Source organism: Stenotrophomonas sp. C3(2023) (assembly GCF_032911385.1).
Taxonomy (GTDB): domain Bacteria; phylum Pseudomonadota; class Gammaproteobacteria; order Xanthomonadales; family Xanthomonadaceae; genus Stenotrophomonas.
The window spans coordinates 2,109,855-2,135,243 of record NZ_JAWJLO010000001.1 but is presented as its reverse complement, the minus strand read 5'-3'; the positions used below and the strand labels follow the sequence as shown (position 1 = coordinate 2,135,243).

Below are 25,389 nucleotides of genomic sequence, written 5' to 3'. Positions count from 1 at the left end.
CCGTGTTTTCCTGGACGGCCCGGGCGAGTGCCCGGGCCGTTTCAGGGTCTGTACCCCCGTTACGAGTTGGCAATGACCAAATCCGAGCTGATCGAAATCCTTGCGCGCCGGCAGGCGCACCTGAAGGCCGATGATGTCGATCTGGCGGTGAAGTCGTTGCTGGAAATGATGGGCGGGGCGCTGTCGGCCGGTGACCGGATCGAGATCCGGGGCTTTGGCAGCTTCTCCCTGCATTACCGTCCGCCGCGACTGGGTCGCAACCCCAAGACCGGTGAATCGGTCGCCCTCCCGGGCAAGCATGTCCCGCACTTCAAGCCGGGCAAGGAACTGCGCGAGCGCGTCAGTGATGTCGTGCCGCAGGATGCCGATCCGGCCTGAGCCGGATGCATCGGCCATGTGCCGATGGCGTGTCCAGTCGGCTAAGCTACAGCCTTCGCTGTCGGGAGTTGGCTCATGAAGGTATTCCGTCTACTGGTCCTGCTGGCCCTGCTGGTCATCGGGCTGATCATCGGTGCGGTCAACATGACCGACATGACCTTCAACCTCGTTTTTGCCCAGATCCATACCTCGGTGGGGGTTGCGCTGATCAGCGCGCTGCTGCTGGGCGTGGTGGTGGGCGCCGGGCTGGTGCTGGTCAGCGTGGTCATCCCGCTGTACGGGCAGCTGCGCCGGGCCAACAAGGGCGCGCCGGGTGTGCGTCCGCATTCTTCTGCTCCCCCTTTTGATGGACGTTGATCGAACATGGATTTCGTCACCGAGTATTTCTGGTTCTTCCTGTGCGTGCCGCTGGCCGCGCTGGCTGGCTGGGTGATCGGTCGTCGCGGTGGCCAGCGCCACGGCGACAACCAGGTCAGCCGCCTGTCGAGCACCTATTTCCGTGGTCTGAACTACCTGCTCAACGAGCAGCCGGACAAGGCCATCGAACTGTTCCTGCATATCGCCGAGCTGGACAAGGAAACCTTTGAGACCCAGGTCGCGCTGGGCCATCTGTTCCGCCGCCGCGGTGAGGTGGATCGTGCGATCCGCCTGCATCAGGGGCTGGTCAACCGCAACGATCTCAACGACGCCCAGCGCGTGCAGGCGCTGCTGGCGCTCGGCGAGGACTACATGAAGTCCGGTCTGCTCGACCGCGCCGAGACCGTGTTCACCGAGCTGGCACAGATCGACCAGCGTGCGCCGCAGGCACTCAAGCATCTGATCGGCATCTACCAGGCCGAGCGTGACTGGGAGAAGGCGATCGACAACGCCAGCCGCTATGAGGACGTCACCGGCGACCCGATGGGCAAGCTGATCGGCCAGTTCGAGTGCGAACTGGCCGAGCGCTTCCGCGGTGCCGGCAAGCTGGACGAGGCGCGCGCGGCCATCGCCCGGGCCTACCAGGCCGACGCCATGTCGGTGCGGGCGGGCATCATTGAAGGCCGGCTGGAAAACGATGCCGGCAATGCCGAAGCCGCGGTCCGCGCCTTCGAGCGTGCAGCCCGTAACGATCCGGAGTACCTGCCTGAAGTGCTGCAGCTGCTGATGCAGAACTACCGCAAGGTGGGTGACCTGGGCGGTGCACGTGCCTTCCTGTCCGAGATGACCGAACATTACCGCGGCATCGCCCCGGTGCTGGCGCTGACCCAGTTGATGGAAGAGCAGGACGGCGTTGCGCCGGCCCGTGCGTACCTGGGCCGGCAGCTCAAGGATCGTCCTTCAGTGCGTGGCGAATCGGCATTGATCGACCTCACGCTGGCCGAAGGTGCGGATCCGACCGCCACACTGCACGACCTCAAGCACATCACCGATCAGCTGCTGGTGCGCAACCCGGCCTACCGTTGCACGCGCTGCGGCTTTGGCGCACGGACCCATCACTGGCAGTGCCCCAGTTGCAAGGAGTGGGGGACGGTGAAACCGCTGCTGAACTACGCGGTTCTCTGATCCATGCTCTCCACAGCATGGTCGTTCGTCGGCGCCGCGGTGGTGCTGGCCACGGCGGCGCTGACCTGGGCAGCGCGGCGTTATGCGCTGCATCGGCAGATGGTCGATCAGCCCGGCGAGCGCCGCAGTCACCAGGTGGCCACGCCCCGGGGCGGCGGGATCGCCATGGTCGTGGGGTTGCTGCTGGGCATGCTGGTGATCGGCCTGCGCTGGCCCGAAACGGGGAGCTGGCTGCTGCAGGCCGCTGCCGGGCTGGTGCTGGTGGCCGGGATTGGCTGGTGGGACGACCATCGGCCACTGCCGGCATCGCTGCGCCTGCTCGTCCATCTGCTGGCCGCCTGTCTGCTCGCAGCACTGGTGCTGCGCGCTGGCGGCAGCGGGATACAGGCGCTGCTGGCGCTGCTGTTGACCGTATCGCTGGTCAACATCTGGAACTTCATGGATGGCATCAACGGCATCGCCACCACCCAGGCGATCATTGCTGCCCTCGGCTTTGCCCTGCTGCTGCCGGCACCGTTCATTCTGGCCCCGCTGCTGCTGATTGCGGTGTGCCTTGGCTTTCTCCCGTTCAACTTCCCGCGTGCGCGCATCTTCATGGGCGATGTCGGCAGCGGCGCGCTTGGCTATGCGCTGGCCGTGCTGGCCTGCCTGGGCAGTGTGTCGAGTCCGGTCAACTGGCTGGTCCTGCTGCTGCCACTGACCGCGTTCCTTGTGGACGCAGGCTTCACACTGGTCACGCGCATGCTTGACGGGCAGCGCTGGACCCAGCCGCATACGCAGCACGTGTATCAGCGCGCCGTAAAGGCGGGCGCCAGTCATGCTTTTGTGACTGCGCTCTATATGCTGATCGGCCTGCTCAGCGTTACAGTGCTGATCTTTGTTGCCCCGTCCGGGGGCATGCCGCAGGCCGTGGCTGTCGCCGCATGGTGGGTCGTGGTGTCCTGCCTGTGGTGGTTCATGCGCGCCCGTCTGCGTGCTTATTGAGGATTGGTCTGCACATGTCAGCTCGGCATAATCGCTTCACCGGCCTGGTCCCGCGCGTTGCCATCGTCTGTCATGACCTTTTCATGGTCTGGGCGTGCTGGCAGCTGCTGCACATCGGCCGGTACTCGCTGCTGCCCGACGCACCGCGCCTGCCGCTGTGGACCATGGACTCGGCGGTGGTCATCGCCATCCAGTCGCTGGTGTTCTGGCGGGTGGGTCTGTACCGCGGGTTGTGGCGCTTTGCCAGCGTTGCCGACCTGATCAACATCTTCAAAGCGAGCTTCATCGGTCTGGTGGCCATTGTGCTGGTGCTGATGTGGAAACGCTTCGAAGGCGTGCCGATGTCGGTGCTGGTCATCTATCCGTTCGCCCTCTCGGCGCTGCTCGGGGCCCCGCGGCTGCTGTATCGCGCCTGGAAGGACTACCAGGCGCTGCAATGGGACTCCACCGCACGCCGCGTGCTGATCCTCGGGGCAGGGCAGGCGGCTGAAGCACTGGTACGCGACCTGCGCCGGTCCGGCGATTTCGAGCCTGTCGGCCTGCTTGACGACGCGCCGCACCTGCAGGGTGCCAAGCTGCAGGGGCTGCCGATTCTGGGCACGCTGGACGATACCGCGGCTGTGGCGCGTGAGACAGCCGCCAAGCTGATCGTGATCGCCATTCCATCACTGGATGCGGTCGGCATGCAGCGCGTGGTGGGCATCTGCGAGAGCACCGGCATTCCGTTCCGCACGGTGCCGCGCCTGAGCGACATCCTGCAGGGGTATTCGCTGCCGGGTCAGCTCAAGGAGGTCGCCATCGAAGACCTGCTCGGGCGCAAACCGATCGTGCCGGACTGGACCGTGGTGCGTGGTTGGCTGGGCGCGCGCACGGTGATGGTCACCGGCGCGGGTGGCTCGATCGGATCGGAGCTGTGCCGGCAGTGCGCCCGTCATGGCGCGCAGCGGATCGTGCTGGTGGAGATGAGCGAGCTGCTGCTGCTCAACATCGAAGCAGAGCTCTGCCGCAGCTTCCCCGACATCGAAGTCGAGGCGGTACTGGGCGACTGTGGCGATCCTGCGGTGATCCGCCACGCGCTGTCACTGCACCGCGTCGATGCGACCTTCCACGCCGCTGCCTACAAGCAGGTGCCCGTGCTTGAGCGTCAGCTGCGCGAAGCGGTGCGCAACAACATCCTGGCGACCGAAAACGTCGCCCGCGCCTGCATGGAAGCGCAGGTCGAGCATTTCGTCTTCATTTCCACCGACAAGGCGGTCGACCCGGTCAATTCGCTGGGCGCGAGCAAGCGCTACGCGGAGATGATCTGCCAGAGCCTGGACCAGAAGTCCTCGCGTACGCGCTTTGTCACCGTGCGCTTCGGCAATGTGCTGGCCTCGGCTGGCAGCGTGGTGCCGCTGTTCCGCGAGCAGATTCTCGCCGGTGGCCCGGTCACCGTCACCGACCCGGAAGTCACCCGCTACTTCATGACCATTCCCGAGGCCTGCCAGCTGATCCTGCAGGCAGCTGCATCGGGCTCGCATGGCGCGATCTACACGCTGGACATGGGCGAGCCGGTGCCGATCCGGGTGCTGGCTGAACAGATGATCCGCCTGGCCGGCAAGCAGCCCTACCGCGATATCCAGATCGTCTACACCGGTCTGCGCCCCGGAGAGAAGCTGCACGAAACCCTGTTCTACTCCGACGAAGACTACCGTCCCACCTCGCATCCCAAGGTGCTTGAGGCAGGCGTGCGCACGTTCTCGCGCGAGCTGGTGCTGGCCAATGTGCCGAAGCTGCGCGAAGCGATTGCCACCTACGACACCGACACCATCCGTTCCATCCTTTTCGCAACGATGCCCGAGTTCTCGCCGCTACAGGACGATTACATTCCCTCGGGTAAGGTTGTGCAATTCCCCGCACGAGAGGTCAGTGGTAATCGATGAGCAAGCGAATTCGCAAGGCGGTATTTCCAGTGGCGGGCTTGGGTACGCGCTTCCTTCCGGCCACCAAGACGGTGCCCAAGGAAATGCTTCCCATCATCGACCGCCCGCTGATCCAGTACGCGGTCGACGAGGCCATCGAGGCCGGCTGCGATACGCTGATCTTCATCACCAACCGCTACAAGCATGCGGTGGCTGACTACTTCGACAAGGCGTATGAGCTTGAGCAGAAGCTTGAGCGTGCTGGCAAGAACGAGCAGCTTGAGCTGATCCGCCATGTGCTGCCCAAAGGCGTGCGCGCAGTGTTCGTCACCCAGGCCGAGGCGCTGGGGTTGGGGCACGCCGTGCTGTGCGCCAAGGCCATCGTGGGTGATGAGCCGTTCGCGGTGCTGCTGCCTGACGACCTGATCTGGAACCGGGGTGACGGCGCGTTGAAGCAGATGGCCGACCTCAACGAGGCCAGCGGGTCCAGCGTCATTGCCGTGGAAGACGTGCCGCACGACAAGACCGCCAGTTACGGTATTGTGGCGACGGAAACCTTCGATGGTCGCAAGGGCCGCATTTCGCAGATCGTGGAAAAGCCGAAGCCCGACGACGCGCCGAGCGACCTGGCAGTGGTCGGCCGCTACGTGCTCAGCCCCAAGATTTTCGACCTGCTCGAGTCCACCGGCACCGGCGCGGGCGGAGAGATCCAGCTGACCGACGCGATTGCCGAGCTGCTCAAGCAGGACGCCGTGGATGCCTACCGTTTCGAGGGCACGCGTTTTGACTGCGGCACACATCTGGGACTGGTCGAAGCGACGATCCGCTTTGCGCTGGACAACCCGAAGCTGGCCGGCCCGGCACGCGAGAAGCTGCAGGCGATGCTGGCCTCGTAGGGCCGACGCCACGGTCGGCTGCCGCTCGACCAGATCGCGATGACCCGACCGCGCTTGCGCGCGGTGAGCCGACCATGGGTCGGCTCTACCGGGACCTGTAACGCCGGCCCTACGGTCGGTGGCTCTTCGTAAAGATCGCGATAACCCGGCCGCGCCTGCGCGCGGTGAGCCGACAGTACGGTCGGCTGCTTCTCGGACAGACCGCGATACGCGGCCGCGCCTGCGCGCGGTGAGCCGACCATGGGTCGGCTCTGCGGGGGCAGTGCCTCTTACAGCGACTCGAACACACCCGCTGCACCCATGCCGGTGCCGATGCACATGGTCACCATGCCGTACTTCTGCTGGCGGCGACGCAGGCCATGAACGAGCGTCGCGGTGCGGATCGCGCCGGTGGCGCCCAGCGGGTGGCCCAACGCAATCGCGCCGCCCAGCGGATTGACCTTGGACGGGTCCAGGCCACAGTCGCCGATGACCGCCAGCGCCTGCGCGGCGAATGCTTCGTTGAGCTCGATCCAGTCCAGCTGATCCTGGGTCAACCCCGCCTGCTTGAGCGCCTTGGGAATGGCGGCGATCGGGCCAATGCCCATCACCTCGGGACGCACGCCGGCAACGGAGAAGCTCACAAACCGTGCCAGCGGGGTCAGGCCGTAGTCCTTGATCGCCTGCTCGGAAGCCAGCAGCACGGCGCCGGCGCCGTCGCTCATCTGCGAGGAATTGCCTGCGGTCACGCTGCCGCCGAACTGACCGTTGCGGAACACCGGCCGCAGCTTGGCCAGGCCTTCGGCGGAGGAATCCGGACGAGGGCCTTCGTCGGTATCCACCACGCGGTTGCGGGTGATGATGCGCTTGCCGTCAGCCAGATCGGCCTGGCGCGAGACGATCTCGTAGGGGCTGATCTCGTCCTTGAACTCGCCGGCCTGGATCGCGGCCATCGCCTTCTGGTGCGAGGCGAGGGCGAAGGCATCCTGGTCCTCGCGCGAGACCTTCCATTCCTCGGCGACCTTCTCGGCGGTGATGCCCATACCGTAGGCAATGGCCACATGGTCGTTGTCGAACACGCTCGGTGCCATGGCGATCTTGTTGCCCATCATCGGCACCATCGACATCGACTCGGTGCCGCCGGCCAGCATCAGGTCCGCGTTGCCCAGACGGATCTGGTCGGCGGCCATCGCCACCGCCTGCAGGCCGGAGGAACAGAAGCGATTCACCGTCTGCGCGGCCACCGTGTCAGGCAGGCCGGCCAGCAGCACGCCGATGCGCGCCACGTTCATGCCCTGCTCGGCCTCGGGCATGGCGCAGCCGATGATCGCATCGTCAATGCGGTTGACGTCGATCCCCGGCGCCTGGGCGACCACGTTGCGCAGCACGTGGGCGAGCATGTCGTCGGGGCGGGTGTTGCGGAACACGCCCTTGGGCGCCTTGCCTACCGGTGTGCGGGTGGCGGCGACGATGTAGGCGTCCTGGATTTGCTTGGTCATGGCAGATGTCTCTCGAATAGGGGATGGAAGCCGGTGCCGGGCTGGCCGGCACAATCCTGGTCTTCCGTCAGTTCCGCAGCGGCTTGCCGGTCTTGAGCATGTGCGCGATGCGGGCCTGGGTTTTTTCCTGCTGGGCCAGTTCGACGAAGTGCCTGCGCTCCAGCGTCAGCAGCCATTCTTCGTCCACCAGCGTGCCGCGATCGACTTGGCCGCCGCACAGCACGGTGGCGATGCGCTCGGCGATCTCGTAGTCATACGGGCTGATGAAGCGGCCCTCGAGCATGTTCACCAGCATCATCTTGAAGGTGGCGATGCCCACGTCGCCGGCCACCTGGATCCGGCGCGCCGGCATCGGCGGACGGTAGCCCCCTTCGTGCAGGGCCAGCGCTTCGGCCTTGGCGATGTGCAGGGCCTCATGGCTGTTGAACACCACCTTGTCGGTGGCGCGCATCAGGCCCAGCTCCTTGGCGTTGACGGCCGAGTTGGACACCTTGGCCATGGCGACGGTTTCAAAGGTCTTCTTCAGTTCGGCGAAGACATCGCCGCCAGGGCCGGCGGCCAGGCTGGCGCGTACCGCCAGCTCCTTCAGGCCACCACCGGCCGGCAGCAGGCCGACGCCGGCCTCGACCAGGCCGATGTAGCTTTCCAGTGCGGCCACGCTCTTGGCACTGTGCATCTGGAACTCGCAGCCGCCACCCAGCGCAAGGCCGCGCACGGCGGTCACGACGGGAACCAGCGAGTATTTGATCGCCTGGCTGGTGCGCTGGAAGTTGTGCACCATCTCCTCGAACTGCTCGACCTTGCCGGCCTGCAGCAGGCCCAATGCACCGGCCAGGTCGGCACCGGCGGAGAAGGGCTCCTTCTGCTGCCAGATCACCAGCCCCTTGAAGTCGGCCTCGGCGCGCTTGATGGCTTCCTGCAGACCATTGAGCACGTGGTCGGACACCGTGTTCATCTTGGTCTTGAAGCTGACCACGGCGATGTCGTCGCCGTCGTGCCACATGCGCACGCCATCATTCTCGAACACCGTTTCGCCCGGGCTGAAACGCTCGCCCAGCAGCGGGTCCGGGAAGCGCTGGCGCTGGTACACCGGCAGCGCCGAGCGCGGCAGCTTGGCGTTGCGCGTCGGGCTGTAGCTGCCCTCGGCGCCGTGCACGCCGTCGCGGCCGTCGAACACCCAGTCCGGCAGCGGCGCGCTGCTCATGGTCCTGCCGGCGACGATGTCATCGGCGATCCACTGCGCCACCTGCTTCCAGCCGGCAGCCTGCCAGGTTTCGAACGGGCCCAGCGACCAGCCGTACCCCCAGCGGATGGCCAGGTCCACGTCGCGCGCGGTTTCGGCGATGTCGGCCAGATGGTAGGCGCTGTAGTGGAACAGGTCGCGGAAGGTGGCCCACAGGAACTGCGCCTGCGGATGCTCGCTGGCGCGCAGCCGTGCGAACTTTTCCGCCGGGTCCTTGATCTTGAGGATCTCCACCACTTCAGGCGCCGCCGTGCGGTCGGCAGGGCGGTAGTCCTGCTTTTCCAGGTCAACGACCAGGATGTCCTTGCCGACCTTGCGGAAGATGCCGGCGCCGGTCTTCTGGCCCAGTGCGCCCTTGCCGATCAGCGCATCCAGCCATTTGGGCGACGTGAAGAAGCCGTGCCACGGGTCATCGGGCAGGGTGTCACCCATGGTCTTGATCACGTGGGCCATGGTGTCCAGGCCCACCACGTCGGAGGTGCGGTAGGTTGCCGACTTCGGGCGGCCCACCAGCGGGCCGGTCAGCCCGTCGACCTCGTCAAAGCCCAGGCCGAACTGCTCGGTGTGATGGATGGTGGACAGAATCGAAAACACGCCGATGCGGTTGCCGATGAAGTTCGGGGTGTCCTTGGCGTAGACCACGCCCTTGCCCAGCGTCGTGACCAGGAAGCTCTCCAGGCCTTCCAGCACGGCGGCATCGGTGGTGCTGGCCGGAATCAGTTCGGCCAGGTGCATGTAGCGCGGCGGGTTGAAGAAATGCACGCCGCAGAAGCGGTGGCGCAGCTGCTCGGGCAGCACGTCGGCCAGCTTGTTGATGCCCAGGCCGGAGGTGTTGGAGGCGAGCACGGCGTGGTCGGCCACGAACGGGGCGATCTTCCTGTACAGGTCCTGCTTCCAGTCCATGCGCTCGGCAATGGCCTCGATGATCAGGTCGCAGTCCTTGAGCTGGTCAAGGCCGGTCTCGTAGTTGGCTGGGGTGATCGCCTCGGCGTAGCTGCGGCTGGCCAGCGGCGCCGGGCTGAGCTTGCCCAGATTGGCAATGGCTTTGAGCACCACGCCGTCGGCTGGACCTTCCTTGGCGGGCAGGTCGAACAGCACGGTGTCGACACCGGCGTTGGTCAGGTGGGCGGCGATCTGGGCGCCCATGACGCCGGCACCCAGCACGGCGGCGCGGCGGACTGGCAGGGAAGTGGTCATGCGGAAGGCCTCATGTTGGAAGCGGAACGTCGTACCGGAAAGCACGGATCAGGAAGGTGAGGAGGGGGCGTCGGCGCTGCGTGCGCTGGCGCGGAACCCGGCCTCGGCGAAATGGATGAGTTCGTGGGCGGCCTGCGCGCGGTGGGCAGCTTCGCTGACGCCGGCCGGACGCTTGATCAGGCCGAAGTCGGCCATCGCATAGGTGAGCGAGCCGGCCAGGAAATCCAGCCGCCAGTACAGCTCTTCCTTGCTGAGGCCGGGGACACAGGCGGCGATGGCCTTGCCGAACTCACGCAGGACATGGCCGTAGTGGTCGGACAAGAACTTGCGCAGGTTGTCGTTTTTCTCCGCATAGGCCCGCGCGATGACCCGAACGAACGCGCCGCCGTTCTGCCGGTCCTGCGCCATGGCCAGGGCCGGCTCGACGAAGGCGGCCAGCACCGGGCGCAGCTGGCCAGGCGTCTCGCTGCGCGCTCGCTCGAGCTGGGCCATGCGGATATGGGTCATCTCGTCCATGCGGCGGCGGAACACCTCGTTGACGAGGTTTTCCTTGGAGCCGAAGTGGTAATTGACCGCTGCGATGTTGACGTCGGCCTGGCTGGTGACCTGCCGCAGGGAGGTGCCGGCAAAACCATGCAGGGCAAACAGTTCCTCGGCGGCGCCAAGAATGCGGTCCTTGGTGGAGAACTGGGTTGGCTTGGCCATCAGGGCGCGGGCTTCAATCAAACGATTGTTTGATCCTAGTACCAAACGGGGGCGTATGGCATTTTGCGGTGCAGCATGGACGAGGCTGCGTTAATGAACCCGCAGACAAAGGTGAATGCCGGGCAGGGTCCGGCACTACCATGCGTTGAGGTGAGGCGTTACAATTCGCGCACGTTTATCAGGCTAAGCCCGCGTTTCGACGCGGGTTTTTTTAATGTTACTCTCGGACCCGTCGTGGTCCGATTCTTCGGAGATAGTCCCATGGCGCTGGAGCGCACCCTTTCGATCATCAAGCCCGACGCTGTTGCCAAGAACGTGATCGGTGAAATCTACGCCCGCTTCGAAAAGGCCGGCCTGAAGATCGTTGCCGCCAAGTACAAGCAGCTCTCGCGCGCCGAAGCCGAAGGCTTCTACGCCGTGCACCGTGAGCGTCCGTTCTTCAACGCGCTGGTCGAGTTCATGATCTCCGGCCCGGTGATGATCCAGGCGCTGGAAGGCGAGAACGCCGTGCTGGCCCACCGCGATCTGCTGGGCGCCACCAATCCGAAAGAAGCCGCGCCGGGCACGATCCGCGCCGACTTCGCCGACTCCATCGATGCCAATGCCGCCCACGGCTCGGACTCGGTCGAGAATGCTGCCAACGAAATTGCCTACTTCTTCGCTGCTACCGAAGTAGTCTCGCGCTGAGAGTGATGCCGTGAACGAGGTCGTACAGAAACCCGCCATCCAGCCGCTGCCGAAGAAGGCACCCGCGGCTGGCAAGCAGAACCTGCTCGACCTCGATCGCGCGGGCCTGGAGCAATTCTTCGTCGAGGTGCTTGGCGAGAAGAAATTCCGGGCCCATCAGGTGATGAAGTGGATCCACCATCGCTACGTCACCGATTTCGATGAGATGACCGACCTCGGCAAGGTCCTGCGCGCCAAGCTGCAGGAGCATGCCGAGGTTCTCGTCCCGAACATCGTGTTCGACAAGCCGTCGGCCGATGGTACGCACAAATGGCTGCTGGCCATGGGCGTGGACGGCAAGAACGCGATCGAGACGGTGTACATCCCGGACAAGACCCGCGGCACGCTGTGCGTGTCCTCGCAGGTCGGCTGCGGACTGAACTGCACCTTCTGCTCGACCGCCACCCAGGGCTTCAACCGCAACCTGACCACCGCCGAGATCATCGGCCAGGTGTGGGTGGCGGCACGCCACCTGGGCAACGTGCCGCACCAGATGCGCCGCCTCACCAACGTGGTGATGATGGGCATGGGCGAGCCGCTGATGAATTTCGACAACGTCGTGCGCGCCATGAGCGTGATGCGCGACGACCTGGGCTACGGCCTGGCCAACAAGCGGGTGACCCTGTCGACCTCCGGACTGGTGCCGCAGATCGATCGTCTTTCCGCTGAAAGTGACGTTTCGCTGGCCGTGTCGCTGCACGCGCCCAATGATGAACTGCGCGAGACGCTGGTTCCGTTGAACAAGAAGTACCCGATCGCCGAGCTGATGGCTTCGTGCGCGCGTTACCTGCGGGCCAACAAGCGCCGTGAGTCGGTGACCTTCGAGTACACCCTGATGAAGGGGATCAACGACCAGCCAGAGCATGCCCGCCAGCTGGCGCGGTTGATGCGCCAGTTCGACAACGCGGTGCAGGCCAAGGATTCGGGCAAGGTCAACCTGATTCCGTTCAACCCGTTCCCGGGAACCCGCTACGAGCGCTCGGAAGAGACCCATATCCGCGCGTTCCAGAAGATCCTGCTGGATGCGCAGGTGCTGACGATGGTACGGCGCACGCGCGGTGATGACATCGACGCGGCCTGTGGCCAGCTCAAGGGTCAGGTGATGGACCGCACCCGCCGCCAGGCGGAGTTCAACAAGACCCTGCAGGCAGGGACCGGCCGCGATGCGGTTGCCTGAGCGCCACTGGCCGGTCGTGCTTTGCAGCATGCTGGCCGTGGCCGGTTGTGCAGGTTCGAAGGGTGTCAAGCCGCCCAAGCCGGAGCTTGCGGTGGCCCCGACCTATGTGGCGCGCGACGATGAACAGGTGCGCCGGCTGCATGGGTACCAGACCCAGCTGGCGCTGGCCGGCAGTGAACTGCAGGCCGGCCAGCTGGACAGCAGCGAACGGCGCGCGCGCGCCGCGCTGAAACTGATGCCTGCACGCGCCGATGCCATGCTGGTGCTGGCGGCGGTCGCCGAGCGGCGCGGCCGCCAGGCCGAGGCTGGCCAGTGGCTGCAGCGCGCTGCGGAAGGTTCGCCCGAGCGCGGCGATGTGCTCAACAATTACGGTGCGTGGCTGTGCCAGAACGGCCAGGCGGTGCAGTCGCTGAGCTGGTTCGACCGTGCCCTGGCCGCCCCAGGCTATGCCACCGCGGCCGCTGCGCTCTCCAACGCCGGCACCTGTGCGCTGGCGGCCGGGCAGGGCGAGCGTGCCGAGCGCGACCTGCGCAAGGCGCTGGAACAGGACCCCGGCAACGTGCAGGCGCTGGAATCGATGGCTCGCCGGTCCTTCGACCAGGGCGGCTTTTTCGAGGCCCGGGCCTTTGTCCAGCGGCGGTTGTCGGCTGCACCGGCCACGGTTTCCATGTTACAACTGGCATCTCAGATCGAGGCGCGACTCGGGGACAAGAGGGCGTCGGATCAATACCTGCAGCGGTTGAAGCAGGAATTTCCGCAGGACGCGGGCACCACAACAAGGGTTGAAGGATAGTGACTGACGACCACACTGTGAGCGCTTTCGAAGCCGCTGCCGGCTGCGGAGAACGTCTTGCCCAGGCACGCCAGGCGGCGGGCCTGACCATCGATGAGGTGGCCAAGCGGCTGCACATGCCCGCCCAGGTCGTGCGCCATCTCGAACAGGAACAGTGGCAGCAGCTGGGCGCGCCGGTGTTCGTGCGCGGGCAGCTTCGCAGCTACGCGCGTCTGCTGGGCGTGGATGTGGGACAGGTGCTGGAGCAGGCTGCCCTGCAGCCGGTCGTGCCGCCCACCCTGGTCAGCCACACGCATACGCCGCGTGCACGGCGGCTGGCCGAGAGCCTGGGTCGTCGGCTGCTGTATGTCGGCATCACCGCAGTGCTGGCCGTGCCGGTGTGGTTTGCCACGCGCGGCCATTTTCTTGATACCCCGCCAAGCACCGCCTCGCTTGATGTGATTCCGGCAACGGTTGCCGTTGCGCCGTCGCGTGAACCGAGCGTGGCTGCCGATGGCAAAGCGCCTGCACCCGCCGCGCCGACGGCGACCCCTTATGTGGCGTCGCTGACCCCGGTGCCGCGGCCCGCTGCTGCGCCGGCGGTCACGCCAGCACCGAGCAATGCGCTCAACCTGCAGTTCAAGGGCGACAGCTGGGTGAACATCACCGCGCCCGACGGCAGCACCGTGGAAAAAGCGGTAGTCAAGGCCGGTCAGGTCCGCAGCTTCGCGCCAGGCCAGGTGAGCCGGGTGACACTGGGCAACGCCACGGCGGTGGAGGTTCAGCACAACGGCGGTATCGTCGATCTGCAGCCGTTCCAGCGAGCCAACGTTGCGCGCTTTACGGTATCCTCTGACGGCTCCGTGGTTCCAGTTTCCAACTGAAACGCGGGTCTGCACATCCATAAACCCATAGAACAGCCCCGCCCGGCGAGTCTGCAACCGGCGCTGGTGGGGTGAGAGTACGCATGGCGATCGACGACCTGCTCGATGAGCACGAACAAAGTGAACGCGTCCGCAGCTGGCTGCGGAAGAATGGCGCCAGCATCCTCGGTGGCGTGATCGTCGCCATCGGTGCGATCGCGGGCTGGCAGTGGTGGCAAGGCCAGCACGGCAACAAGCTGGCCCAGGCCAACGTGGAATACGAAAAGGCCCTGCAGGGCATCGAAGGCAACAAGCTCGACGAGGCCGCCAAGGCGGTCAAGACGCTCGAAGCGGGCCCGTCCAACATCTATGCCGATCTGGCCGCACTGCAGCTGGCCAAGGCCCAGGTCGACGCGGGCAAGGCCGATGAGGCGCTGGCCACTCTGCGTGCATTGAAGCTGGATGGCGAGTTCCAGGGCGTGGTCGACCAGCGCATCGCGCGGTTGCTCATCGCCACCGGCAAGCCCGACGAGGCGATCACCCTGCTGGGCAAGCACAACGACAGCGCCAGCCTGGAGATCCACGGTGACGCGCTGGCGGCGCAGGGCAAGCGGGACGAAGCCCGCGCCCAGTACGAAAAGGCGCTGAAGACGCTGGACGTGGCAGCGCCGCAGCGGCGCCTGCTGGAAACCAAGCTTATTGATGCCGGCGGCACGGTCGCGGCCACTGCGGAGACGATGTAATGGGTCAGATGGTCATCCTCAAGCGTGTCGCCACGGTTGCCCTTCTGGGCATGGCGCTCACCGGCTGCAGCACGGTCAAAGGCTGGTTCGCCGGCAAGGACGCTGAAGCGAAGAAGGCGCAGGAGCCGGCCGAGCTGGTCAAGTTCGATGCCACGGTAAAGGTCGACCGCATCTGGTCGGTCAACCTGGGCAAGGGCGAAGGTCGCATCGGCGCCCGTCAGGGCCCGGCCGTGGCCGATGGCCGCGTCTATGCGGCGGCCATCACTGGCGGTGTGCACGCCATCGACCTGGCGACCGGCCGCAAGATCTGGACCTGGGACGCCCCCAAGGAAAAGAAGAAGCCCAAGCTGCGCCTGTCCGGTGGCCCGGGCGTGGGTGACGGCCTGGTCGTGATCGGCACGCTGGATGGTCAGGTGTTTGCCCTCGACGCGCAGAGCGGCACTGAAAAGTGGCACGCACGCGTGCCGGGCGAAGTGATTTCCGCCCCGGCCGTCGGCCAGGGCATGGTGTATGTGCGCAGCAATGACGGCCGCATCACCGCGCTGGACCAGGAAAACGGCACCCAGCGCTGGTTCAACCCGCGCGAGCTGCCGGCCCTGACCGTGCGCGGCAACGCGCCGGTGGTGACGGGCCCGGGTGTGCTGTTCATCGGCAACGATGACGGCTCGCTGGCCGCGCTGGCCATGGCCGATGGCCGCACCCTGTGGGACCAGACCGTGGGCAACCCGGAAGGCCGCACCGAGCTGGAGCGCATGTCCGACGTCGACGGCGCGCCGGTGCTGGAAGGCAACACGCTGTTCGTCAGCAGCTTCAAGAACCAGACCATGGCCATCGAAGGCCCGACCGGTCGCCCGCTGTGGGCGCGCGATCATGGCGGTGCCGGCGGTGTGGCGTTGACCTCCTCCTATGCGGTGGTCACCGACAGCCAGGGCGGTGTGTACGGCCTGGACAAGCCCAGCGGCGCGGCGGCATGGTCGCAGACCGGCCTGGCACGTCGCCAGCTCAGCGGGCCGGCGATCCAGGGCGACTACGTCGTGGTGGGTGATTACAAGGGCTACGTGCACTGGTTGCAGCAGTCCGACGGTGCGATGGCGGCACGTGCCAAGGCCGGGGGGGACCCGATCAAGGCCCAGCCGGTCGTCGCTGACGGGATCGTGCTGATCCAGAATGTAGACGGCAAGCTGACCGCGTTCCGGTTGGCCCAATAATTACGGAGTAAAACGCGATGCTGCCCTTGGTCGCCCTGGTCGGACGGCCGAATGTCGGCAAGTCCACCATTTTCAATGCACTCACCCGTACACGTGACGCCCTGGTCCATGACCAGCCTGGCGTCACCCGGGACCGCAACTATGGTGTGTGTCGTCTGGACGAAGACAATCATTTCCTGATTGTCGACACCGGCGGCATCGCGGAAGAGGAAGAGGGGCTGGCCGGCGCAACCGCCGACCAGGCCCGCGCCGCCGCTGGCGAAGCCGACCTGATTCTGTTCGTGGTCGACGCCCGTGAAGGCACGTCGGCGCTGGATGATGAGATCCTGGCCTGGCTGCGCAAGCTTTCGCGGCCGACGCTGCTGCTGATCAACAAGATCGACGGCACCGACGAGGACAACGTTCGTTCCGAGTTTGCCCGCTACGGCTTCAGCGAGATGCTGACCGTCTCGGCCGCGCACCGCCAGGGTCTGGACGACCTGCTGGACGAGGTCATCGCCCGCCTGCCGGAAGAGGGCAGCGGCGAGGAGCTGGACAACGATCCCAACCGTGTGCGCATCGCCTTCGTCGGCCGCCCGAACGTGGGCAAATCGACCCTGGTCAACCGCATCCTCGGTGAGGAGCGGATGATCGCCTCGGACGTGCCCGGCACCACCCGCGACTCGATTGCCGTGGACATGGAGCGTGACGGTCGCGAGTACCGGCTGATCGATACCGCTGGCCTGCGCCGCCGCTCGCGCGTGGACGAGGTCGTCGAGAAGTTCTCGGTGGTCAAGACCATGCAGTCGATCGAGCAGTGCCAGGTCGCTGTGCTGATGCTCGACGCGACCGAAGGCGTGACCGACCAGGATGCCACCGTGCTCGGCGCGGTGCTTGACGCCGGTCGTGCGCTGGTGATCGCAATCAACAAGTGGGATGGGTTGAGCGACTACCAGCGCGAGCAGGCCGAAACCCTGCTCTCGCTCAAGCTGGGCTTCGTGCCGTGGGCGGAGAACGTACGCATTTCGGCCAAACACGGTTCGGGCCTGCGCGAGCTGTTCCGCGCGGTGCACCGCGCGCACGAGTCGGCCAACAAGGAGTTCAGCACCAGCGAGGTGAACAAGGCGCTGGAGGTGGCTTACGAGACCAACCCGCCGCCGAGCATCCGCGGCCATGTCTCCAAGCTGCGGTACGTGCATCCGGGCGGCGCCAATCCGCCGACCTTCATCGTGCACGGCACCCGCCTGAAGGAGCTGCCCGAGTCGTACAAGCGCTACCTGGAGAACTTCTTCCGCAAGCGCTTCAAGCTGATCGGCACGCCGGTGAGCTTCATCTTCCGTGAGGGCTCCAACCCTTACGAAGGCAAGAAGAACGTGCTTACCGAACGCCAGGTCAAGGCCAAGCGCCGCCTGATGAAGCACGTCAAGGGGCGTTGATTCCGTAGCAGAGGCGCCTGCCGCTGCCGTTGTTGCGATGATGCCGGCCATTGGCCGGCATTGTTGTTGCAGGCTCGGCAATAATGGGGATATGGCTATTCCAGAGCTTTCTCCTGCGCAGGCGTGCACCCGGCTGACCCATGGCGCGGTGCTGATCGATGTACGTCAGTCCCATGAGCGCGCCGGCGGCATGGCCGAAGGCGCGCGCGGTGTCGCCCTGGATGAACTGCTCGCCGACCCGGCGGCCCACCTGCCGAGCCAGCGTCAGGAACTCCTGCTGATCTGCCAGAGCGGCAAACGCTCGGCTGACGCCGCGCAGGCGCTGCTGGCAGCGGGTTACTGCAACGTGGCGTCGGTCAGCGGGGGCACCGTGGCCTGGCGCGAACAGTTGCTGCCGTTGGTGCAGCCGCTCACCGATGCTGCCGAGCAGGATTTCTTCGACCGCTACTCGCGCCACCTGCTGTTGCCGCAGGTCGGCGAGGCCGGTCAGCGCCGCCTGCAGCGCGCGCGCGTGCTGGTGCTGGGGGCCGGCGGGCTGGGCGCGCCGGCAGCGTTCTACCTGGCTGCGGCCGGCGTCGGTCAGTTGCGGCTCGTCGACCATGACCGGGTCGAGCGCAGCAACCTGCAGCGGCAGATCGTGCATACAGAGGCCAGTATCGGCCAGGCAAAGGTGGACTCGGCGCGTGAGCGCCTGCTGGCGCTCAACCCCACGATCAAGGTCGAGGCGGTGCCGATGCGGGTCAGCGCGGAGAACATCGACGGCCTGCTCGAGGGCGTCGATGTGGTGCTGGACGGCTCGGACAACTTCCCGCTGCGCTACCTGCTCAACGACGCCTGCATCCAGCACGGCGTACCGCTGGTGTATGCGGCGATCGAACGTTTCAGCGGTCAGGTCACGGTGTTCGACGCCGGGCGCCAACGTGGGGTTGCGCCGTGTTACCGCTGCCTGTTTCCCGAACCGCCTGACCCGGCCTTTGCACCCAGCTGTGCAGAGGCCGGTGTGCTGGGGGTGCTGCCCGGCCTGGCCGGTGTGCTGCAGGCCACCGAGGTGCTCAAGCTGCTTCTGGGTATCGGTGAGCCGCTGATCGGACGCCTGATGCGCTTTGATGCTTTGTCGATGCAGTTCCGCAGCAGCCGGTTCGGGCCGGATCCGCACTGTCCGGTGTGCGCGCCGGGTGCACCGTTTCCTGGCTACATCGACTACGCCGCGTTCTGTCGCGGCAGCTGAAGCGTGACGGAGTCAGCGTTTTCGGGACGATGGCACGTCTGTTGGTGTGGTTGTTCTGTTTATGGCACACGAAAACGCGTCTACCGTGCTATCTGCCGCAAGCGACTTGCCCTATCGTTGCGGCATCAACACTGAGGGAACGCCCCGCATGGCGGTAGAAGCAGGAGCCAGCAGCGAGCTGGTCAAGGTCGTTGCGCTGCTCGGCGCCGCCGTGGTCATGGTGCCGTTGTTCCGGCGCTTCGGGCTCGGCTCGGTGCTCGGTTACTTCACTGCCGGCCTGGCCATCGGTCCGTTCGGGCTGGGCTGGTTCTCCGACCCGCAGGCCATCCTGCATACCGCCGAGCTTGGCGTGGTGATGTTTCTTTTCGTGATCGGGCTGGAGATGCGGCCGTCGCACCTGTGGAGCCTGCGACGGGAGATTTTCGGCCTGGGTACGGCGCAGATCGCCACCTGCGCTGTTGTTCTCACGCTGATTGCCAAGCTCTTCGGCTTCCCCTGGCAGGTCGCCTTCATTGGTGCCACCGGCTTCGTGCTCACCTCCACGGCCGTGGTGATGCAGCTGCTGGCCGAGCGCGGTGACATCGCGCTGCCGCCCGGGCAGAAAATCGTCTCCATTCTGCTGTTCGAAGATCTGCTGATCGTTCCCCTGCTGGCGCTGGTCGCGTTCATGTCGCCGTCCGGCGGCAGTGCCGATGGCGAAAGCTCGCGCTGGGTGTCGGTGGCCATCGGCGCCGGCGCCGTGATCGGGCTCGTGCTGGTGGGCCGCTTCCTGCTCAACCCCCTGTTCCGCATTCTCGCCGCGGCCAAGGCACGCGAGGTGATGACTGCCGCTGCGTTGCTGGTCGTGCTCGGTGCTGCGCTGCTGATGCAGCTGTCGGGCCTGTCGATGGCGATGGGCGCATTTCTGGCCGGCGTGCTGCTGAGCGAGTCGACCTTCCGCCACCAGATCGAGGCGGATATCGAGCCGTTCCGCGGCATTCTGCTGGGGTTGTTCTTCCTCAGCGTGGGCATGGCGCTGGACCTGTCGGTGGTTGCAGGCAACTGGCCGCTGATCGTGGGTCTGGTGCTGGCGTTGATGGCGGCCAAGTCGGTATGCATCTATGCCGTGGCGCGCCTGCTGGGCAGCGACCACGCGCAGGCGCTGGATCGTGGCGTGGTGATGGCGCAGGGCGGCGAGTTTGCCTTCGTGCTGTTTGCCGCCGCCGCCAGTGCCGGGGTGATCGACATGGACATCAATGCGAACTTCACTGCCGTGGTCGTGCTGTCCATGGCGCTGACCCCGCTGGTAGTGCTGGTCTACCGCCGTTTCGCTCCAGCGCCGCACGTCAGCATGGAGGGTGTAGAGGAGGCCGAAGGGCTGTCGGGCAGCGTGCTGATGATCGGCTTTGGCCGCTTCGGCCAGGTCGCCAGTCAGTCGCTGCTGGCGCGCGATGTGGATGTGACCATCATCGACAACGATGTGGAGATGATCCGCAACGCCGAGCGTTTCGGTTTCAAGATCTACTACGGCGATGGCACCCGGCTGGACGTGCTGCATGCCTCCGGCGCCGCCGACGCCCGCGCCATTGCTGTATGCGTGGACAAGGTCGAGGAGGCCGACCGCATTGTCGAGCTGGTAGCGCATGAGTTCCCCCGTGCCAAGCTGCTGGTGCGCTCGTTTGACCGCGAACACTCGCTGCGCCTTATCCACGCCGGTGTGGACTATCAGATCCGCGAAACCTTCGAGTCGGCGCTGCAGTTTGGCCAGGCCACGCTGCTGGAGCTTGGTGTCGACCCGGATGATGTGCAGGACATCGCCGGACAGATCCGCGAGCGTGACGCCGAGCGCTTCGAACTGGAGATGGCCGGTGGCAGCCTGCGCGCCGGCGCGCACATGGTGTTCGGCACCGCGCTGCCGGGCGTGCCCACACCGACCCCGTTCACCGCGCCCCGGCGCCAGTCGCGCACGCTCAACGCCGACCAGGTACCCGAAGAACAATGACCGGCGTCGCCGTGGGATGCCCGCAGAGCCGGCAGCGCCGGGCTCTGCCCGGCGAGCGTGCGGGCAGGACCGTTGCGGCGGACCACGTGGCGGTGGGCGAGGGCGGTTTAATCAGGGACAATAGCGCTCCCCGCCCGCACACCGCCGCCACCGATGAACAAGTCCGCTGCCCCGCACACCGCCCGCATCCTCGACGGCCGCCGCATTGCCGAAGGTCTGCTGGACAGCCTGAAGGTGCGTGTGGACGCACGCCTGGCCGCTGGCGGCAGCCGCCCTGGGCTGGCGGTGGTGCTGGTCGGCGGCGATCCGGCCTCGACCGTGTACGTGCGCAACAAGCGTCGCGCAGCGGAAAAGGTCGGCATCGAAGCGCATGACTTCGACATGCCCGAAGGCACCACCGAAGCGCAGCTGCTCGAGCTGATCGACCAGCTCAACGCCGACCCGAAGATCCACGGCATTCTGATCCAGCTGCCGCTGCCGGGCATCCCCGATGCGCGGCGGCTGATCCAGCGCATCGACCCGCGCAAGGACGTCGATGGGTTCCATCCGGAGAACGTCGGTCACCTCGCCCTGCGCGAGTTCGGCCTGCGTCCATGCACGCCGCGCGGCATCACCACGCTGCTCGGCCACACCGACCAGCCGGTGCGCGGGCGTAACGCCACCATCGTCGGGGTCAGCAATCATGTCGGTCGCCCGATGGGGCTGGAACTGCTGATTGCCGGCTGCACGGTCACCAGCTGCCACAAGTTCACCCCGAAGGACGTGCTCGAACAGGCCGTGCGCAACGCCGACATCCTGGTGGTGGCGGTGGGCCGGCCGGACATCGTGCCGGGGGAGTGGGTCAAGCCGGGCGCGGTGGTCATCGATGTGGGCATCAACCGTCTGGACGATGGTCGGCTGGTGGGCGACGTGGGCTTCGAAGCGGCTGCCCAGCGTGCCAGCTGGATCACGCCGGTGCCCGGCGGTGTCGGGCCGATGACCGTGGCCACGCTGATGCAGAACACGCTGGAAGCGGCCGAGGCGGGCTGAGCGGCGACCGGCGCACCCGCGGGACGATCTGTCGCACTTCCCCCCTGCCACTCGGCGCGGAAAAGGGGTAAAATGACGCGCTTCCCCACATCTCGGGTATGCCGATGCTGCGCATCCAGGCTGAAGCACTGACTTACGACGACGTCTCGCTCGTCCCCGCCCACTCGACCATCCTGCCCAAGGACGTCAGCCTCGAAACGCGGCTGACCCGCGACCTGCGGCTGAAGCTTCCGATCCTGTCGGCAGCGATGGACACGGTCACCGAGGGCCGCCTGGCCATCGCCATGGCCCAGCTCGGTGGCATGGGCATCGTCCACAAGAACCTCAGCGTCGAACAGCAGGCCGCCGAAGTGGCCAAGGTCAAGAAGTTCGAAGCCGGTGTCATCCGCGACCCGATCACGGTCGGGCCGGAAACCACCATCCGTGACGTGCTGGCGCTGACCCAGGCGCACAACATCTCCGGTGTGCCGGTGGTGGGCAGCGACGGCCTGCTGGCCGGGATCGTGACCCACCGCGACATGCGCTTCGAGTCGGAGCTGGACGATCCGGTCCGCCACATCATGACCAAGAAGGATCGCCTGATCACGGTCAAGGAAGGCGCCGCCTCGCAGGAAGTGCTGCAGCTGCTGCACCGCAACCGCATCGAGAAGGTGCTGGTGGTCAACGATGATTTCGCCCTGCGCGGCCTGATCACCGTCAAGGACATCCAGAAGAACACCGACTTCCCCAACGCCGCCAAGGATGCCTCGACCCGTCTGCTGGTCGGCGCTGCGGTCGGCGTGGGCGGTGACACCGACCGCCGCGTCGAAGCGCTGGTTGCCGCTGGCGTGGACGTGATCGTGGTCGATACCGCGCACGGCCATTCGCAGGGCGTGCTGGACCGCGTCAGCTGGGTCAAGAAGAACTTCCCGGCCGTGCAGGTCATCGGTGGCAACATCTGCACCGGCGAAGCCGCGCTGGCCCTGCTGGACAGCGGCGCCGATGCGGTCAAGGTCGGCATCGGTCCGGGCTCGATCTGCACCACCCGCGTGGTGGCCGGTGTCGGTGTGCCGCAGGTCACCGCCATCGATCTGGTGGCCGAGGCGCTGCAGGATCGCATTCCGCTGATCGCCGACGGCGGCATCCGCTATTCCGGTGACATCGGCAAGGCGCTGGCCGCCGGTGCCTCGACCATCATGGTCGGCGGCCTGCTCGCCGGTACCGAGGAATCGCCGGGTGAGACCGAGCTGTACCAGGGCCGCTCGTACAAGAGCTACCGTGGCATGGGCTCGCTGGCCGCGATGGAAAAGGGGTCCAAGGACCGCTACTTCCAGGACGCAGCCACTGCCGACAAGCTCGTGCCCGAGGGCATCGAGGGTCGCGTGCCGTACCGCGGACCGGTCGGCGGCATCGTCCACCAGCTGATGGGCGGCCTGCGCGCCACCATGGGCTATGTGGGCTGCGCCACCATCGAAGACATGCGCAGCAAGCCGAAGTTCGTCAAGATCAGCGGCGCCGGCCAGCGTGAGAGCCACGTCCACGACGTGACGATCACCAAGGAACCGCCGAACTACCGCGCCTGACGCGGAACGAGCAGAGAGGAACGGGATCATCCCGTTCCTCTTTCTCCATCTGCCGCCGGTAAGTCCCGCATCGCGGGTGTCGTACCCCCTTTTCTCCTGCATCGCCCAGGCGCCATGACCAACATCCACAACGACAAGATCCTGATCCTCGATTTCGGCGCGCAGTACACGCAGCTGATCGCCCGCCGCATCCGCGAGATCGGTGTGTACTGCGAAATCTGGGCCTGGGATCATGACCCGGCCGAGATCGCGGCCTTCGGTGCCAAGGGCATCATTCTCTCTGGTGGCCCCGAGTCGACCACGCTGCCGGGCGCGCCGGCCGCGCCGCAGGAAGTGTTCGACAGCGGTCTGCCGATCTTCGGCATCTGCTACGGCATGCAGACCCTGGCCGCCCAGCTCGGTGGCGCCACTGAAGCGGCCGACCAGCGCGAGTTCGGCCATGCCGAAGTCAACGTGATCAACCCCGATGCGCTGTTCTCCGGCCTGAGCGATCACGGCGGCGAGCCGCGCCTGAATGTCTGGATGAGCCACGGCGATCATGTCTCCAAGGCGCCGCCGGGCTTCACCATCACCGCCACCACCGACCGCATTCCGGTGGCCGCGATGGCCAACGAGGAAAAGCGCTGGTACGGCGTGCAGTTCCACCCGGAAGTGACCCACACCCTGCAGGGCCAGACCCTGCTGCGTCGTTTCGTGATTGATGTGTGCGGGTGCCAGGCGCTGTGGACGGCCGCCAACATCATCGAGGACCAGATCGAGCGCGTGCGTGCGCAGGTCGGCGATGACGAAGTGATCCTCGGCCTCTCCGGTGGTGTCGATTCCTCGGTGGTGGCCGCGCTGCTGCACAAGGCCATCGGCGAGAAGCTGACCTGCGTGTTTGTCGACACCGGCCTGCTGCGCTGGCAGGAAGGCGACCAGGTGATGGCGATGTTCGCCGAGCACATGGGCGTCAAGGTGGTGCGGGTCAATGCGGCCGACCGCTACTTCAAGGCGCTCGAAGGCGTGGCCGACCCGGAAGCCAAGCGCAAGATCATCGGCAACCTGTTCGTGGAGATCTTCGACGAGGAGTCGAACAAGCTCAGCAATGCCAAGTGGCTGGCGCAGGGCACCATCTATCCCGACGTGATCGAGTCGGCCGGCAGCAAGACCGGCAAGGCGCACGTGATCAAGAGCCACCACAACGTGGGCGGCCTGCCCGAGCACATGAAGCTGGGCCTGGTTGAGCCGCTGCGCGAGCTGTTCAAGGACGAAGTGCGTCGCCTCGGCGTCGAGCTCGGCCTGCCGCGCACCATGGTCTACCGCCATCCGTTCCCCGGCCCAGGCCTGGGCGTGCGCATCCTCGGCGAAGTGAAGCGCGAGTATGCCGAGCTGCTGGCCAAGGCCGATGCCATCTTCATTGACGAGCTGCGCAAGGCCGACCTGTATGACAGGACCAGCCAGGCGTTCGCGGTGTTCCTGCCGGTGAAGTCGGTTGGCGTGGTCGGCGACGCACGCGCCTACGAATGGGTGATCGCGCTGCGTGCGGTTGAGACCATCGACTTCATGACCGCGCACTGGGCGCACCTGCCGTATGAATTCCTCGGCACGGTGAGCAACCGCATCATCAACGAGCTGCGTGGCGTTTCGCGCGTGGTGTATGACATCTCGGGGAAGCCGCCGGCGACGATCGAGTGGGAGTGATCTGATCGGGCCAGCTCGCCGTCAGGTGCAGCAGAACCCTGAAGGAGCGCCGCAGGGCCTGGCCGGTATCGGTAGTCCGCCCGTGCCGTGGGGCAGCCGCCCCACGCCTGCGCTCTCCAGAGCGTCGAGCGTGGCCAGGTCTGGTGGTGCCGCGCAGCGTGCTCAACAGCCGCTTCGATGCGTGCGTACAGCTCCAGGTCGCGTTGGCTTTGACCAATGAGCTGCTTGATGCGGCATTGAACCTGCCGCAGGCCGATCATCAGGTCGCTGCGATGGCTGCGCGCGACCAGTGAGGCCAGCCAGTTACGTATGCCGCCACCGTCGCCGCCGCCGGCGCCCGCCTGCACCGCCTGCCATGCCGGGGCTTGGCCATCAGCCCTTGGACGCACATCGGCCGGCTTGGGGCCAGCCAGTTCGGCAATGACCGTTACGACATGGTGCAGGGTTATCAGACCCTGCAGTGCGGCCAGTGGTTGAAAGGGCAGGGCAGCTGGACCGATGAAGCACTTTCGTCGATGGGACCGGACTGTGGCAGCACGGCGCCGCTGTACATCCAGGCAGACGACAGGGAGATTCTGGTGGACACGATCCGCTGCTTCGGCCGACGCGGTCTTTTTCCCGCCAATTGACGAGACCGAAGTCAACGCGTGGCCGGCGCATGTGCCGGTCACGTCCACGGGT

At 66.1% G+C, this 25,389-nt stretch carries 23 protein-coding genes; 20 read left to right on the top strand and 3 right to left on the bottom strand.

Annotation, left to right across the window (positions count from 1 at the left end; all coding sequences use genetic code 11):
• The first annotated feature begins 72 nt into the window (after nt 1-72).
• The 6 genes from RZA67_RS09390 to galU all read left to right on the top strand — a co-directional run bounded on the left by RZA67_RS09390 (nt 73) and on the right by galU (nt 5,701).
• A complete protein-coding gene (locus tag RZA67_RS09390; protein WP_317212483.1) occupies nt 73-378 on the top strand; it encodes an integration host factor subunit beta in 306 nt (101 codons plus the stop codon).
• A 75-nt stretch (nt 379-453) separates the two neighbouring features.
• On the top strand, nt 454-735 hold the full coding sequence (locus RZA67_RS09385) for a hypothetical protein (protein ID WP_317212482.1): 282 nt from the start codon (nt 454-456) through the stop codon (nt 733-735).
• Nucleotides 736-741: 6 nt separating this feature from the next.
• Nucleotides 742-1,920: a lipopolysaccharide assembly protein LapB gene (gene lapB / locus RZA67_RS09380; RefSeq protein WP_317212481.1), complete on the top strand. Its 1,179-nt coding sequence runs from the start codon at nt 742-744 to the stop codon at nt 1,918-1,920.
• Nucleotides 1,921-1,923: 3 nt separating this feature from the next.
• A complete protein-coding gene (locus RZA67_RS09375) occupies nt 1,924-2,904 on the top strand; it encodes a glycosyltransferase family 4 protein (protein ID WP_317212480.1) in 981 nt (326 codons plus the stop codon).
• A gap of 14 nt (nt 2,905-2,918) precedes the next feature.
• The gene (locus RZA67_RS09370) at nt 2,919-4,826 is read left to right on the top strand and encodes a nucleoside-diphosphate sugar epimerase/dehydratase (protein WP_317212479.1); all 1,908 of its coding nucleotides are present in this window, start codon (nt 2,919-2,921) and stop codon (nt 4,824-4,826) included.
• Entirely contained in the window at nt 4,823-5,701 is an 879-nt protein-coding gene (gene galU, locus RZA67_RS09365; protein ID WP_317212478.1) for a UTP--glucose-1-phosphate uridylyltransferase GalU, read from the top strand. The genes RZA67_RS09370 and galU overlap by 4 nt, the downstream gene beginning before the upstream one ends.
• 269 nt (nt 5,702-5,970) lie before the next feature.
• On the opposite strand, the gene RZA67_RS09360 is transcribed toward galU, so the two are convergent.
• The 3 genes from RZA67_RS09360 to RZA67_RS09350 all read right to left on the bottom strand — a co-directional run bounded on the left by RZA67_RS09360 (nt 5,971) and on the right by RZA67_RS09350 (nt 10,324).
• Nucleotides 5,971-7,179 (bottom strand): acetyl-CoA C-acyltransferase, encoded by a 1,209-nt coding sequence (locus RZA67_RS09360; protein WP_317212477.1) that lies wholly within the window; start codon nt 7,177-7,179, stop codon nt 5,971-5,973.
• Between the two features lie 67 nt (nt 7,180-7,246).
• Nucleotides 7,247-9,619 carry a 3-hydroxyacyl-CoA dehydrogenase/enoyl-CoA hydratase family protein gene (locus tag RZA67_RS09355; RefSeq protein ID WP_317212476.1) on the bottom strand — a complete coding sequence of 791 codons (2,373 nt, stop codon included), beginning with the start codon at nt 9,617-9,619 and terminating at the stop codon, nt 7,247-7,249.
• A 48-nt stretch (nt 9,620-9,667) separates the two neighbouring features.
• The gene (locus RZA67_RS09350; RefSeq protein ID WP_317212475.1) at nt 9,668-10,324 is read right to left on the bottom strand and encodes a TetR family transcriptional regulator; all 657 of its coding nucleotides are present in this window, start codon (nt 10,322-10,324) and stop codon (nt 9,668-9,670) included.
• A 261-nt stretch (nt 10,325-10,585) separates the two neighbouring features.
• On the opposite strand from RZA67_RS09350, the gene ndk reads away from it, so the two are divergent.
• The 14 genes from ndk (at nt 10,586) to RZA67_RS09280 (ending at nt 25,337) form a co-directional block, all read left to right on the top strand.
• Nucleotides 10,586-11,011 carry a nucleoside-diphosphate kinase gene (gene ndk, locus RZA67_RS09345; RefSeq protein WP_317212474.1) on the top strand — a complete coding sequence of 142 codons (426 nt, stop codon included), beginning with the start codon at nt 10,586-10,588 and terminating at the stop codon, nt 11,009-11,011.
• Between the two features lie 10 nt (nt 11,012-11,021).
• Nucleotides 11,022-12,227: a 23S rRNA (adenine(2503)-C(2))-methyltransferase RlmN gene (rlmN, locus tag RZA67_RS09340; RefSeq protein ID WP_317212473.1), complete on the top strand. Its 1,206-nt coding sequence runs from the start codon at nt 11,022-11,024 to the stop codon at nt 12,225-12,227.
• Nucleotides 12,228-12,243: 16 nt separating this feature from the next.
• A complete protein-coding gene (pilW, locus tag RZA67_RS09335; protein ID WP_317212472.1) occupies nt 12,244-13,020 on the top strand; it encodes a type IV pilus biogenesis/stability protein PilW in 777 nt (258 codons plus the stop codon).
• Nucleotides 13,020-13,883: a RodZ domain-containing protein gene (locus tag RZA67_RS09330; protein ID WP_317212471.1), complete on the top strand. Its 864-nt coding sequence runs from the start codon at nt 13,020-13,022 to the stop codon at nt 13,881-13,883. Before pilW ends, RZA67_RS09330 begins: the two co-directional genes overlap by 1 nt.
• A gap of 83 nt (nt 13,884-13,966) precedes the next feature.
• Nucleotides 13,967-14,605, top strand: a complete 639-nt coding sequence (locus RZA67_RS09325) for a tetratricopeptide repeat protein (RefSeq protein WP_317212470.1) — start codon at nt 13,967-13,969, stop codon at nt 14,603-14,605.
• A complete protein-coding gene (gene bamB / locus RZA67_RS09320) occupies nt 14,605-15,813 on the top strand; it encodes an outer membrane protein assembly factor BamB (RefSeq protein WP_317212469.1) in 1,209 nt (402 codons plus the stop codon). Before RZA67_RS09325 ends, bamB begins: the two co-directional genes overlap by 1 nt.
• Nucleotides 15,814-15,830: 17 nt before the next feature.
• Nucleotides 15,831-17,228: a ribosome biogenesis GTPase Der gene (gene der / locus RZA67_RS09315; RefSeq protein WP_317212468.1), complete on the top strand. Its 1,398-nt coding sequence runs from the start codon at nt 15,831-15,833 to the stop codon at nt 17,226-17,228.
• Between the two features lie 91 nt (nt 17,229-17,319).
• A complete protein-coding gene (moeB, locus tag RZA67_RS09310) occupies nt 17,320-18,456 on the top strand; it encodes a molybdopterin-synthase adenylyltransferase MoeB (RefSeq protein ID WP_317212467.1) in 1,137 nt (378 codons plus the stop codon).
• Nucleotides 18,457-18,604: 148 nt separating this feature from the next.
• Nucleotides 18,605-20,437 carry a monovalent cation:proton antiporter-2 (CPA2) family protein gene (locus tag RZA67_RS09305; protein ID WP_317212466.1) on the top strand — a complete coding sequence of 611 codons (1,833 nt, stop codon included), beginning with the start codon at nt 18,605-18,607 and terminating at the stop codon, nt 20,435-20,437.
• A 153-nt stretch (nt 20,438-20,590) separates the two neighbouring features.
• Complete coding sequence (gene folD, locus RZA67_RS09300) at nt 20,591-21,466, top strand: bifunctional methylenetetrahydrofolate dehydrogenase/methenyltetrahydrofolate cyclohydrolase FolD (RefSeq protein WP_317212465.1); 876 nt, start codon at nt 20,591-20,593, stop codon at nt 21,464-21,466.
• 104 nt (nt 21,467-21,570) lie between these two features.
• A complete protein-coding gene (gene guaB, locus RZA67_RS09295; RefSeq protein ID WP_317212464.1) occupies nt 21,571-23,028 on the top strand; it encodes an IMP dehydrogenase in 1,458 nt (485 codons plus the stop codon).
• A 114-nt stretch (nt 23,029-23,142) separates the two neighbouring features.
• Entirely contained in the window at nt 23,143-24,708 is a 1,566-nt protein-coding gene (gene guaA, locus RZA67_RS09290; protein WP_317212462.1) for a glutamine-hydrolyzing GMP synthase, read from the top strand.
• Between the two features lie 158 nt (nt 24,709-24,866).
• A complete protein-coding gene (locus RZA67_RS09285) occupies nt 24,867-25,001 on the top strand; it encodes a hypothetical protein (RefSeq protein WP_317212461.1) in 135 nt (44 codons plus the stop codon).
• 72 nt (nt 25,002-25,073) lie between these two features.
• Entirely contained in the window at nt 25,074-25,337 is a 264-nt protein-coding gene (locus RZA67_RS09280) for a hypothetical protein (protein ID WP_317212460.1), read from the top strand.
• Nucleotides 25,338-25,389 lie beyond the last annotated feature (52 nt).